General features: G+C 42.1%; 13 protein-coding genes and 1 tRNA gene. 13 read left to right on the forward strand and 1 reads right to left on the reverse strand.

The features are described from left to right. Nucleotides 1–11 precede the first annotated feature (11 nt). From IGI86_RS03885 to IGI86_RS03910, 6 genes are read left to right on the forward strand one after another with little or no spacing between them, the layout of a single operon-like run. Nucleotides 12–431, forward strand: a complete 420-nt coding sequence (locus tag IGI86_RS03885; RefSeq protein WP_315043964.1) for a PTS sugar transporter subunit IIA — start codon at nt 12–14, stop codon at nt 429–431. A 10-nt stretch (nt 432–441) separates the two neighbouring features. Next, nucleotides 442–912 carry a PTS sugar transporter subunit IIB gene (locus IGI86_RS03890; RefSeq protein ID WP_430617750.1) on the forward strand — a complete coding sequence of 157 codons (471 nt, stop codon included), beginning with the start codon at nt 442–444 and terminating at the stop codon, nt 910–912. A 17-nt stretch (nt 913–929) separates the two neighbouring features. After that, complete coding sequence (locus IGI86_RS03895) at nt 930–1,715, forward strand: PTS mannose/fructose/sorbose/N-acetylgalactosamine transporter subunit IIC (RefSeq protein WP_315043888.1); 786 nt, start codon at nt 930–932, stop codon at nt 1,713–1,715. Then, complete coding sequence (locus IGI86_RS03900; protein WP_170920130.1) at nt 1,702–2,520, forward strand: PTS system mannose/fructose/sorbose family transporter subunit IID; 819 nt, start codon at nt 1,702–1,704, stop codon at nt 2,518–2,520. The genes IGI86_RS03895 and IGI86_RS03900 overlap by 14 nt, the downstream gene beginning before the upstream one ends. 12 nt (nt 2,521–2,532) lie before the next feature. Then, entirely contained in the window at nt 2,533–3,582 is a 1,050-nt protein-coding gene (locus IGI86_RS03905; protein ID WP_430617751.1) for an SIS domain-containing protein, read from the forward strand. An 11-nt stretch (nt 3,583–3,593) separates the two neighbouring features. Continuing rightward, the gene (locus IGI86_RS03910) at nt 3,594–4,598 is read left to right on the forward strand and encodes an SIS domain-containing protein (RefSeq protein ID WP_430617752.1); all 1,005 of its coding nucleotides are present in this window, start codon (nt 3,594–3,596) and stop codon (nt 4,596–4,598) included. 689 nt (nt 4,599–5,287) lie between these two features. Here the strand turns inward: IGI86_RS03910 and IGI86_RS03915 are convergent. Further along, nucleotides 5,288–5,360, reverse strand: a tRNA-Lys gene (locus tag IGI86_RS03915). A 269-nt stretch (nt 5,361–5,629) separates the two neighbouring features. Between IGI86_RS03915 and IGI86_RS03920 the strand changes: the two genes are divergently transcribed. The 7 genes from IGI86_RS03920 (at nt 5,630) to IGI86_RS03950 (ending at nt 12,755) form a co-directional block, all read left to right on the forward strand. Continuing rightward, nucleotides 5,630–6,196, forward strand: a complete 567-nt coding sequence (locus IGI86_RS03920; RefSeq protein ID WP_429946600.1) for a DUF1836 domain-containing protein — start codon at nt 5,630–5,632, stop codon at nt 6,194–6,196. Further along, complete coding sequence (locus IGI86_RS03925) at nt 6,189–7,049, forward strand: DegV family protein (RefSeq protein ID WP_429947454.1); 861 nt, start codon at nt 6,189–6,191, stop codon at nt 7,047–7,049. The genes IGI86_RS03920 and IGI86_RS03925 overlap by 8 nt, the downstream gene beginning before the upstream one ends. A 132-nt stretch (nt 7,050–7,181) precedes the next feature. After that, entirely contained in the window at nt 7,182–7,886 is a 705-nt protein-coding gene (gene yycF / locus IGI86_RS03930) for a response regulator YycF (RefSeq protein WP_010747607.1), read from the forward strand. A gap of 3 nt (nt 7,887–7,889) precedes the next feature. Beyond that, nucleotides 7,890–9,731, forward strand: a complete 1,842-nt coding sequence (walK, locus tag IGI86_RS03935; RefSeq protein WP_008377228.1) for a cell wall metabolism sensor histidine kinase WalK — start codon at nt 7,890–7,892, stop codon at nt 9,729–9,731. Beyond that, nucleotides 9,728–11,038: a YycH family regulatory protein gene (locus tag IGI86_RS03940; RefSeq protein ID WP_005237392.1), complete on the forward strand. Its 1,311-nt coding sequence runs from the start codon at nt 9,728–9,730 to the stop codon at nt 11,036–11,038. Before walK ends, IGI86_RS03940 begins: the two co-directional genes overlap by 4 nt. Further along, a complete protein-coding gene (locus IGI86_RS03945; protein WP_005237391.1) occupies nt 11,039–11,893 on the forward strand; it encodes a two-component system regulatory protein YycI in 855 nt (284 codons plus the stop codon). It abuts the gene before it with no gap. Nucleotides 11,894–11,948: 55 nt separating this feature from the next. Continuing rightward, the gene (locus IGI86_RS03950) at nt 11,949–12,755 is read left to right on the forward strand and encodes an MBL fold metallo-hydrolase (protein ID WP_005237390.1); all 807 of its coding nucleotides are present in this window, start codon (nt 11,949–11,951) and stop codon (nt 12,753–12,755) included. The last annotated feature ends 19 nt before the right edge of the window (nt 12,756–12,774 follow it).

Here is a 12,774-nt window from a genome sequence, read left to right on the forward strand (position 1 = left end):
AGGTGAAAGCAGTGGAACGACTCGTTATTTTAGCATCCCACGGACGATTTGCATCAGGAATCTTGCATTCGTTAGAACTTATCTGCGGTAAAAAACAATCAGTCCTTGCGATTGACTGTTATGTGGACGAAGTATTTGATCTAACGACAACGGTAGATACCCTGATGGAAACATATAAAGAACATGAAGTGATCGTTATCACAGATATTTTTGGCGGCAGCGTGAACAATGAATTTTTGCGTTATATCCAACAACCCAATTTTTATTTAATCGCAGGTTTGAATTTGCCATTGTTGATTGAATTGACGACACAACTTCAAGGGGGAGGTGCAATTTCAGAAACGATCCATCAAGCGCTGGCAAATTCGAAAGATATGATCCAGTTTTGCAATGATAGTATAGCAAAAGAAATCGAAGAAGAAGAATTTTAGGAGGGACGACATGATTATTTTGACACGAGTCGATCATCGGCTATTACACGGCCAAGTCGCATTTTCTTGGACCCAAAATTTAGGCGCAGATTGTATTCTGATTGCCAATGATGATGTACCGACAAATGATATTCGTAAGACAACGATCAAATTAGCAAAACCGCAAGGCGTAAAACTGGTGATTAAATCAATTGAGGATTCAATTCATGCCCTGCAAAGCGGTGTGACGGATAAATACAAATTATTCATCGTAGTTGATTCCATCAAAGATGCGTATAAGTTAGCAGAAAACTGTCCAGAGATCGACAAAATCAATTTAGGTGGGATCAAAGCCAAAGAAGGCTCTAAAAATATTGGCAAAGCAGTCAATGTTTTACCAGTAGAAGAGGAACTTTTGAAAAAAATGGTTGCAAAAGGAATCGCTGTCGATATCCGTCAAGTACCTTCGGATAAAAAAGTCGCTGTCGAAGATGTTTTATAAAGAAAGGAGCAAAAGAGATGCTGCAAGCAATATTACTTGGAATTGTTGCATTCATTGCGCAGTCTGAATACGCATTAGGAACGTCATTATTGTCGCGTCCGATTGTCACTGGGTTGTTTACAGGAATCGTATTAGGAGACGTAAGTACAGGAATTATTATGGGTGCAACACTTGAATTAGCGTTTATTGGCTCGTTTTCTGTCGGTGCTTCTATTCCACCAGATGTCGTAACCGGAGGGATTCTGGGCACAGCTTTCGCAATTACGGCAGGAGCGGGAACCGAGACGGCTTTACTGTTGGGACTTCCAATCGCTACCTTGACCCTTATCTTGAAAAATGTTTACTTGGGGCTGCTTATCCCAATGATGAACCAAAAAGCCGATTTATACGCGGCAGATGGAAACTATAAAGGTGTGGAACGAATGCACTTATTAGCAGGTTTTGGCCTATCTCTGATGTTAGCCCTTGTAGTGACGATCTCCTTTATGGTAGGCAGCAATACGATTAGTAAATTATTGGCTATGATTCCAGCCTTTGTACAGAACGGCCTATCAGTTGCAACTGGTTTGATTCCAGCCCTTGGGTTTGCCATGTTGGCTAGGTTACTGATTAACAAACAAGTTGCACCGTACTTCTTTTTAGGTTTTGCATTAGCAGCTTATTTAGAGATTCCTGTTACAGGGATTGCAATCTTCGGAGCAATAACGGCTGTTATAGTCGTGAATTTAAGAAACATTCGTGGACAAGGGCAATCTATTCAAATGACTTCAGGGGAGGTACTAGATGATGATGAAGACTTCTAATGAGAAATCCGAAATTACCAAAAAAGAGTTGAATCGTGTCTTCTGGCGTTCATTTCAAATGGAGTTCTCATGGAACTATGAGCGACAGATGAACCTAGCTTATGTCTATGCGATGATTCCGATTTTAAAGAAACTCTACAAAACAAAAGAATCGATGGCCGATGCGTTGAAACGGCACCTGGAATTTTTCAACACGACCCCGCATATCGTCACGCTTATTTTAGGAATCAATGCGGCGATGGAAGAAGAAAATGTCAATGATCCAAATTTTGATTCTTCAGCGATTGATAACATCAAGACCTCTTTGATGGGCCCTTTAGCGGGAATCGGAGATTCCTTCTTTTGGGGAACATTGCGGCTAATTGCTACTGGGGTAGGAACTTCATTGGCATTACAAGGAAATATCCTAGGTCCGATTCTGTTTCTAGTGATTTTTAATGTTCCTCATCTACTATTTCGTTATTTTGCGACTGGTTGGGGATATAAACTTGGGACAGGATTTTTAAAGAAAATTCAGGAAAACGGTTTGATGGAAAGTTTAACCTATGGCGCTGCAATCATTGGTTTGATGGTCGTAGGAGGAATGACCGCTACGATGATCGATATCAACATTCCGTTGCAGATTGGTTCAGGAGAAAATGCAGTTACGGTTCAAAGCATCTTTGATGATATCGTTCCGAAAATATTGTCATTGGGTGCGTTTGGGGCTGTCTTCTATCTTTTGAAAAAAGAAGTCAAGCCGCTAATTATTCTGCTGGGATTAGCAGTCGTAGGTATTTTAGGATCCTTGATTGGACTCTTTTAAGGAGGAATTGTTGTGGCAACGATGATGGACTATATACAAGAAGAGCAAGTAACACTAGTTGAGATCTTGCAGGGGTTTGTTCCTAAAAAAGAAGAAAAAAGAGCTGCAATCGAGAATTTACTAATTTTGGCAACGGGCTCTTCTGCCAATGCCTGTTTAGCAGCAAAGTACGCAATGGAGAAATTAGCGCAAATCACTGTCACGATTGAAGAGCCATACCACTTTAATCATTACGGCCATCTTTCTAAAGAAGTCGAGACAGTTTTGGCGGTTTCTCAAAGCGGAAAAAGTGCTTCTACGATTGATGCAGTGGCGCATTTGTCAGAACAAGGTCTTTATACTATTGGTTTAAGTAGTGATCCCGAGAGTCCCTTAGCTCAAAAAGTAAATGAAAGAATTGACCTAGGAACTGGGATCGAAACCGTTGGATTCGTGACCAAAGGATATGTAGCAACAGTATTGCAACTCTATTTAATGGGGGTATCTATTGGCTACAGTAAAGGTATATTATCCGACGACCAAGTGTCGATGATCAAAAATCAGTTAGAGGAAATGATTGAAGCCATTCCTCAGGTCATTGCTAAGACAATTGATTTTTTTGAGAAAAACGCAAGTATTTTTAAACTAGCGAATCGGTTTGTGGCAGTTGGTTATGGACCAAACTGGGGAACCGCTAAAGAATTTGAAACGAAATTTACGGAAACCATTCGAGTGCCTTCGCAAGGATTTGAATTAGAAGCGTATATGCACGGGCCGTATCTTGAAGCCAACCATGAACATGTGCTTTTCTTTATTGAAGCACCAAGCCCGAATCAATCAAGAGCCCAACTGTTGCATGATTATTTAGCATCCCATGTGGGAAAAGCTTATACGGTCACCACAGCAGCGGCAAAGAATCCCGATACACTTGGGCTGGATGTTGCATGTGAAGAAACGTTTTCTTCTTTGCTCTTAGTTATTCCGTTCCAAATTTTCTCCTATCTCGGGGCTGCTGCTAAAGGGATTGATTTGAGTAAACGTATTTTTGATGACTTTGATCAAGTGCTAAAAAGTAAAATTTAGAGGTGGAAAAGATGCTGAAATTTAATGAACAACAACAAATTGATGATATCCAAGGAATGTTAGCGTTACGTCCAGAAGTTGAAAAATTAGTCGACGCCATTGACGAAAAAGGCTTTGACGCCATCTATTATCTAGGAATTGGCGGTACCTATGCTTCTGCGATGCAAGCTGTCACTTACATTAATGGAAAAAGTGACTTACCGGTTTACGTCCAACATGCGGCAGAATATTATACAACCGGCAACCGTCGTTTGACCAAAGACTCGTTAGTCATCTTGTCCTCTGTTACTGGAACGACACAAGAAGTGGTTAAAGCAGTTGAAGAAATCAAAAAAGTAGGAGCGACATTACTAGGATTTATTGATTCAAAAGGCAGTATTTTGGCGGAACAATGTGACCATGTCATCACGTATCCTGCACCGGGAACCGAACAAATCAAATTCTTTATGGTTGCCGATCGATTAATGAAAAACCATGGAGATTTTCCTGATTACGACACCTACTATCGAGAATTGGATCAATATTTAGCAAAAGGATTAGTAGAAGCTGAAAAGCAGGCGGACGAATTTGGGCGAGCATTTGCGGAGAAACATCGTCACGATCCGATGCATTATTTTATCGGTGCGGGAAATCAATGGGGTGCTGTCTATTCTTATGCTATGTGCTATTGGGAGGAGCAAAGCTGGTTGCGTTCAAAATCGATCCATGCTGCTGAGTTTCTTCACGGAACGTTGGAAATCGTTGACGAAACCACACCTGTCACAGTATTTTTAGGAGAAGATGAGCAACGTCCATTATCAGAAAGAGTAGCTAAATTATTGCCAAGAATTTGTGGAAACTATACATTGATCGATACCAAGGACTATCCTATTTCAGGAATCAGTGAGAAATATCGTGGCCGAGTGCTGTCCCACTTATTGATGCATTGTGTGACGCAGCGCATTGATGCCTATGTCGAACAAATGAATTGTCACCCAATGGAAATTCGGCGCTACTATCGCCAATTCGAGTACTGATAGGAAACAGAGAGAGATAGGATCGATAGAAAGATAACCCAAAAGAACACTGAAATATAATGTTTCTATAGAGTGGATAGCTACCTTAATAAGAAAAAGTGATCTATTCTTAAATATCATAAATGAAGAACACCTGAATTCATAATTTAACAATGTATAGAGCGTTTCGTTAACTAAATGTTGATGGAACGCTTTTTTGGTATTTATTGGAGGAGCAAAAAGAAACGAAAAGATAAAGGAAAAGAATTTGAAGGGACTTAAACAGTTACAAAAATCTAATACCTCCTTGTTGATAATAAACTAACGAAATGCAATTAAGTTAGTTTAAAGTTAACGGGAAAAAGAGGGAGGCCGAATCAAAAGGTTTCTAATATTTGTAAAAAATGGCAGCAATCTACCATTGAAAGACGTCTGAGAAGTGGGAGTTCTTCCTAAGAAGTTAGCCCGAATTACTTTGATTCTTGAAAAGAGCATAGCTGAACTACTTAGAAGCGAGGTGTTTTTTGGGGATAGAGATAAGTGTTAAGGATAGTCATATAAGTTTCCGAATGATCAGCAGTGGAGAAGGAAACCCTGGTGCATCTTTTCAAGGTGATCAAAAAAGGCTTAAACAAAAAAATGGAACAGCATAAATGTTTTCGAAATGCTTTCGCACCAACATTTACCTGTTCCGTGGGTTTGGCACCCAATGGGCCGTGAGGGGCTCGAACCCGCGACCCGCTGATTAAGAGTCAGCTGCTCTACCAACTGAGCTAACGGCCCGTACCAAAAGTACTTCATTATCTTAGCACTCCGGTGTTTAAAAATCAATCATTCTTTTGAAAAAAATGTGCGCTTTTTTCAGTTGGAAAACAGGGGTTATCTTAAAAAAACACCATTCGTTCCCCAATTTCAAATGATAGGAAATTCTTAAAAGATTGATCAGATTGCTTTAAAAACTCAGAAAACCGTGATAAAATGTATCTAGTTATCGAAACTAGATGATTAGTTTGTGATAATCTAACCTTCTGTTAGTCAAAATGGAGGATGACATGGAAAAATTACAATCGGACATGAAAACATGGGGTGAATCGCTGCTGGAATTCCATCTGCCTAGGTGGGAAGAGTTGCCAACCCTGGAACTGTATATGGATCAGGTAATCACTTTGATTGACCAATATTTATCACCTGTGATCCAAACAGAAAAACATCCGCTATTGACCTCTTCTATGGTCAATAATTATGTCAAAAAAGGGATGATCCCCGCACCAGAAAAAAAACGTTACAACCAAAAGCATCTCGCATTTTTGATCGCGATCACGATGCTGAAGCAAGTGTTGACAATTCCAGAAATAAAGACAGGCATCCTTTTTCAAGGGAAAGCTGTCGGAATCAGAAATGCCTATAATGTATTTTGTGAAGAACAAGAAAAAGCAATCCATCTTGTTGGCAAAGAAGCAATGGGAGAGCCCGAGCAAATGGCATTGGAACCAATCCCGATTGAATTAGTGGCCATGAAAGGTGCAACGCGTTCCTTTGCTAATAAATTATTGGCAGAAAAAACAATCGAATTGGAAGTCATTTATTTAGAAACACATAAAGGAGAAGCCCATGAATAAAGAGAAAATTGCCCTATTAGTTGATTCAGGTACCGATGTTCCCGCACAGATCATGGAGCAATACGGCATGTATATGCTGCCATTGCAAATAATCTATAAGGATCGAACCTATACCGATAAAGTTGATATTACTGCCGAAGAAATTTACGAGCGCTTGCCACAAGAGATCCCTAGTACCTCGTTACCTGATGGCGCGGCGATCGGGGAAATCTTTGATCGGATCAAAGCCGATGGGTATGAAAAAGTCCTTGCCGTAACCATCTCCAGCGGATTGAGCGGAACATTTAATGTCGTTCGACTGTTAGGTGAACAACGGACGGATCTTGAGGTTTTTGTACTTGATACGAAAAATATTGGGATCGGTGCAGGGCTGCAAGCGATTCGTGCGGCAGAACTGTTAGAAAAAGGCGTGGCTTGGGAAGAATTGCGGGCACAATTAACGAATGAAGTACCGAAAAACAAAGTCTTTTTCAACGTAGCTACCTTAGAGTATTTACAAAAAGGCGGCCGCATCGGTCTGGTCGCATCCATCTTAGGTAATGCTTTGAAATTGAATCCAATTATCTCTTGTAATGAAGAAGGGATCTACTATACGGTCGCAAAATCTCGTGGACGGAAGAAAAGCTTGGACAAAACCGTTGACTTGATCAAGCAATTCATCGGTGATCATCGCCATGTGCGTTTAGCCGTGGCCCAAGGTGATGCACTACAAGAAGCCAAAGAAATGAAAGCACGATTAGAAGCCGAATTTCCTAAGGTCAAAGAAATCTTATTTGGACAAATTTCTCCCGCATTAGTCGTCCACACGGGTCCTGGGTTGTTAGGGATCGGTATCCAGCTTTTAGAAGAGTAAAAAAGAAAGGCCCCGTGCCTTTCTTTTTTTGTGCTTTCCTTAAGAATAAGGCCGCGGTTTTTGGGAAAGATGAAAAGCCCGTTTAAATAATGTATAATAAGTAAGAAACCAAAAAAAATTGAGGTGACATTTTTGAAAAAGATCCTAGTCGTGGACGATGAGAAACCAATTTCTGATATCGTCAAATTTAATTTAACCAAAGAAGGATATGAAGTATATACCGCCTATGATGGAGAAGAGGCATTAGAAAAAGTAGCCGAGGTCGATCCTGATCTGATTTTGCTTGATTTGATGCTACCAAAAATGGATGGGTTGGAAGTTGCACGGGAAGTGCGCAAAACCCATGACATGCCAATCATCATGGTCACAGCCAAAGATTCTGAAATCGATAAAGTACTAGGCCTTGAGCTTGGTGCGGATGATTATGTAACCAAACCATTTTCAAACCGGGAATTGGTGGCCCGCGTCAAAGCCAATCTGCGTCGCGGCTCGGCAGCTGCGAAGGAAGCAGACGACAATGCCAACAGCGAATTAACGATTGGTGATTTAACGATTCATCCCGATGCCTACATGGTCACTAAAAATGGTGCAGCCATCGAACTGACGCACCGGGAGTTTGAATTGATGCACTACTTGGCAAAACATCTTGGTCAAGTGATGACCCGAGAACATTTATTACAAACTGTCTGGGGCTATGACTACTTTGGTGATGTCCGAACCGTTGACGTGACGGTGCGCCGTTTGCGTGAAAAAATCGAAGACAGCCCGAGCCATCCAAACTATTTGGTTACTCGTCGCGGAGTGGGCTATTACTTGCGGAACCCAGAACAGGAATAAGCTATGAAAAATAAGGTTCGCTTTTTTCAATCGGTGAACTTCAAAATCGCCCTGACTTTTATCTTGATCTTATTGATTGCGATCCAGATTATCGGGGCGTATTTTATTCGCGAATTGGAAAGAACAACGGTCGATGCCTTCAAACGCGACATGGAGGCACGGGCCAGCACGTTAGTGGTGACATTAGGCTCTGAATTGAGTCGCATGGATAATGATGACGGGTTGGATTGGGATTCCATGAATGCTTCCCTGAATCGAATCTTAACGAGTACCAACTCTTCAGAAATTTTGGAGATGCGGGTGGTGGATGAGCAAGGGATTATTCGTGCAACCACCAATATCAATGATCGTGGCTCGGTGGGAGAAAAAAATGATTACCGTGATTACGATACGAACCGCAGTGAAGTCCTTTATGATGAATCCAGCGGTCAGCGGGTGTTCAATATCGTCCAGTCGATCCAATCACCGACAGGGGATACCGTTTTAGGAACCCTTTATTTACGGAGCAATCTAGAGTCAAAGTACAATGAAGTCAGTACGACGGCGGTCATTTTTGTTACCGCCTCGCTGATAGCGGCAGTGATTTCGATCATTGTGGCACTATTGGTCTCTCGTTCGATTACCCAACCAATTGGAGAGATGCGGGAACAAGCGATTCGCATCGCTAAAGGAGATTATAGCCGCAAGGTCGCGATTCATGGGAAAGATGAATTGGGACAATTGGCGGAAACCTTCAATCAACTAGGGGAACGAATCGAAGAGACTCAAGAGGCGATGGAGTCCGAGCGAAATCGTTTGGATAGTGTCTTATCCCACATGACAGACGGCGTTGTTGCCACCGACCGACGAGGCAAAGTCATAACCATCAATGAGATGGCGATGTCCTTGTTGAATGTCACTAACGAAGAAGCGATCGGGCAGTCGATTTTGACGTTATTGGAAATCGATGAAGAATACACGTTGCGAAAACTTTTGGAAAATCCTGAAGACATGCTTTTGGAACGTCCTAGCAATGATTTGACGGGAACAAATCTGATCTTGCGCATCGATTTCTCCATGATCCGTCGAGAGTCCGGGTTCATTTCCGGTCTAGTTGCGGTAATGCACGATGTCACGGAACAAGAAAAAAATGAGCAGGAACGGCGAGAATTTGTCTCCAACGTTTCCCATGAGTTGCGAACACCTCTAACGAGTATGCGTAGTTACATCGAAGCGCTGAGTGAGGGTGCTTGGAAAGATCCAGAAATTGCACCGAACTTTCTAAAAGTGACCTTGGATGAAACGGATCGGATGATTCGCATGATCAATGACCTATTGAGTTTGTCGCGGATGGATAGCGGCAATTCGCAACTGCAATTGGAATACATCAATTTCAATGAAATGGTTAATTTCGTGTTGGACCGTTTTGACATGATGGTGACGAATGAAAGCAAAAAATATCTGATTCGTCGGGAGTTCACCAAACGAGAATTGTGGGTGGAAGTCGATACGGACAAAATGATCCAAGTGATCGACAACATCATGAATAATGCCATCAAATATTCGCCAGATGGTGGGATTATTACGGTGAAATTGATGGAGACTCATAACAACATCGTCCTTAGCATCAATGACCAAGGACTAGGAATTCCGAAAAAAGATCTCACGAAGATCTTTGATCGTTTTTACCGAGTCGATAAAGCTCGAGCCCGGCAACAAGGAGGTACCGGCTTAGGGTTGGCGATCTCACGTGAAGTCATCAAAGCTCATGGCGGTGCGATTTGGGCGGAAAGTCGAGAAAATCGCGGGTCAACATTTTACATTATGTTGCCGTATGAACCGTATGAGGAGGATTGGTGGGTATGAGAATCTCAGAAAAAATCATTCGAGCAGGTTTGATCGTGATGATCGCCTTGAGTTTTTATTTCTCCTATATGATTTGGCTAAATCCGACCGGGTTCAACAATGCCAGCACCGAAACAGATACTGGCGTCAATCCTTCGGTTCAAACGTACAAACAAAAAAGCGATTTGTTTTTGCCCCTATATCTAACATGGAATGATGAAGAGGATATCAAAGAAACCAACTCTGAAGCGGTGATTCGAGAGATCCAAGAGGTGATCAACGAGGCAACGATCAGTGATTTGACCCTGCGAACCTATGGTGAAGAACAGGCTTTTTCGAAAGCCCAAGAGGTCGATCAAGGAATATCCTTAAACTACTATACGACATTTTACTTGAAAGATTACGAGAAAACCTTTGATAAAGAACTGTCCTTAGAGGACGAAAGTGAAACAGAGGATTTTCCGTTTTCTCGCATCCAGTTTGATCTCGAAGAAAATACGATCCAATTTGTTGACTTTACCCATCAACGAGTAGTTCGAGGCAAGATCGACTGGGATAAAAGCCAAGTAAAACACTTGCTAGCAGACAATCCTCGGGAATGGACGGCAATGAGGACTGATCAAGAACGATCCAGCAATCAATACTATACGCAGGATTCGATCAAGCTAAAAAAATACAGCTACTATTCTTCGACACAGTCTCAGAGTTTGTTCCGAGAAGCCTTTTTCAGCAATCCTAAAAATGTCAAGATCAACGACGAAAGTGTCGATACCTACTATTATGAAGGTGGGCAAAACATGACGGTCTTGCAAGATCAGCAGCAAGTCAAGTTTGAAACCACCACAGACGGTTCCGATGAAATGGATCTGGCAATGTTGAGTGCGGATTACATTATTCGTCTAGGCAATAACTTTGGGACGATCCGCTATTTTGATCAACAAGACAAACACTTGGATTATCGGGTTTTCGTCGAAGGCTATCCAGTCTTTAGTACAGGCGGCCAGGGGGTGATCAGTGTCGCTTTTTCAGAAAGTGGTCAGACCGGCAGTCGTGAAATGACGATTTCTGCCAGCTTGAATGCGATCCAAGTGCCGATTCCTTCTGAAACGGAGATTGAATTGCCTTCTAGTTTGTCAGTCAAAAATGATTTGATTGCGGCAGGGGCTGACCCAGCGTTGTTGCAACAGATCATCGTCGGCTATCAGTGGGGGGAGATCAAAGATGCACCACTGGTTGATTTGACGCCTGCTTGGTATGTCAATTATGACTCGTCTTGGATTAGCTATGATGCATTAATGACAAAATTAGCAGAAACGGAGGAGAATTAATTGGATTTTAAACGAATCGAATGGATTTTTTTCCTCGCTTTTCTTGGTCTGAATGTCTTTTTATTCAATGTTTATAGTGAGGCTCGCAGCGAGCATCAGATGGTTTCACAATCAAACCAAACGATTCCTATCGAACAACGACTCGATTCTGAGGACATTCGGTATTCTGGTGAATTATCAGACGAGGTCTTGAGTGGCTATTATTTGAGCGGTGAACAGACGGATTTTGAGGCAGAACTACGAAATCCGCAACTCAATACTCAGTTCAAAAGAGGGTCGACGGTCAAAGGGCAGCAGTTGATCCATGTCTCAACCAATGGCTTTTATATCAGTGATGATTCTCAAACGGAAGAAACCGTCAATGGTTTCTTGCAACGTAAAGACCAAGTCCTGTTTGGGGATGAATATGACTATTTGGAAAACCTCTCTGTCTTGAACGCCAATCATCCGACGGTGGTGGCGGTCCAGTCGTATGAAGGCATTCCTTTCAATGACAGCTCAAGTCGGATCGATATCACCTTAGAACAAACGGATGATCTACTGCAGATTGCCCGTTATACGCAAACACATATCTCCAATATTACGCCTCTAAGGGAAAAGATGACGGTCTATTCAGAAAAAGAAGCAGTAAATACGCTTTATCTGAACAACAAGCTGCCAAGTCACTCGAAAATTCTCTGGACGGAATTAGCCTATACGATGATTTTGAAGGTTAGGGAAAAAAACGTGTATATTCCTGCATGGTTTATTGCTTTCCAATTAGATGGCGATGACACCATCCAAATCGAAACGGTCAATGCCTTCAGCAATCGGATCATCACGAATAATGCCGTTCAAAAGGTAGAAAATCCATAAAAAAGCGGGTATAATGGAACTCGTTGAAACAACCAGAGAGGAAGTCACGTAAACCATGATGAAGGAAAATGCCTTTCAAGTAAGTATTCTAGCCAGCGGAAGCTCAGGGAATTCGCTCTATATCGAAAGCAATAAAAAGCGGATCTTAGTGGATGCCGGTTTGAGCGGCAAGAAGATCACTTCATTATTGGATGAAGTAGGGCGCAAACCAGAAGACTTGGACGCCATTCTTGTGACCCACGAACATCGGGACCACATCCACGGTGTTGGAGTACTGGCACGAAAATACAAACTTGATGTCTATGCGAATACAAAAACATGGCAAGCGATGGATCCAATGATCGGTAACGTCGCTGTCGAGCAAAAACATATCTTTGAAATGGGAAAAGTGCTGACCTTGGGTGACTTGGACATTGAAAGCTTTGGCGTCTCTCACGATGCTGCAGCGCCGCAATTTTATCGTTTCCATAAAGACGGCAAATCATTCGTGATGTTGACGGATACCGGTTATTGCAGCGATCATGTGCGAGGCATCATCAAAGGCGCCGATGCATACCTTGTAGAAAGCAACCATGACCTAGAAATGTTGCGAATGGGTCCTTATCCATGGAGTCTCAAGCAGCGGATTCTTGGAGATCGCGGTCACTTATCGAATGAAGATGGCGCACTTGTCATGACGGATATCTTGACCGACAACACCAAACGGGTCTATCTTGGTCATTTAAGTAAAGAAAACAACCTGAAAGAGTTGGCGCACTTAACGATGGTCAACACCATGAAAGAACATGATCTAGGTGTTGGAGAAACGTTTGAAGTCTTTGATACCGATCCTGACAAAGCGACGGAATTATTTGCGATCTAATCGATCATCAGAGCGATGA

The organism is Enterococcus sp. AZ188, from assembly GCF_050544075.1.
Taxonomy (GTDB): domain Bacteria; phylum Bacillota; class Bacilli; order Lactobacillales; family Enterococcaceae; genus Enterococcus_D; species Enterococcus_D entomosocium.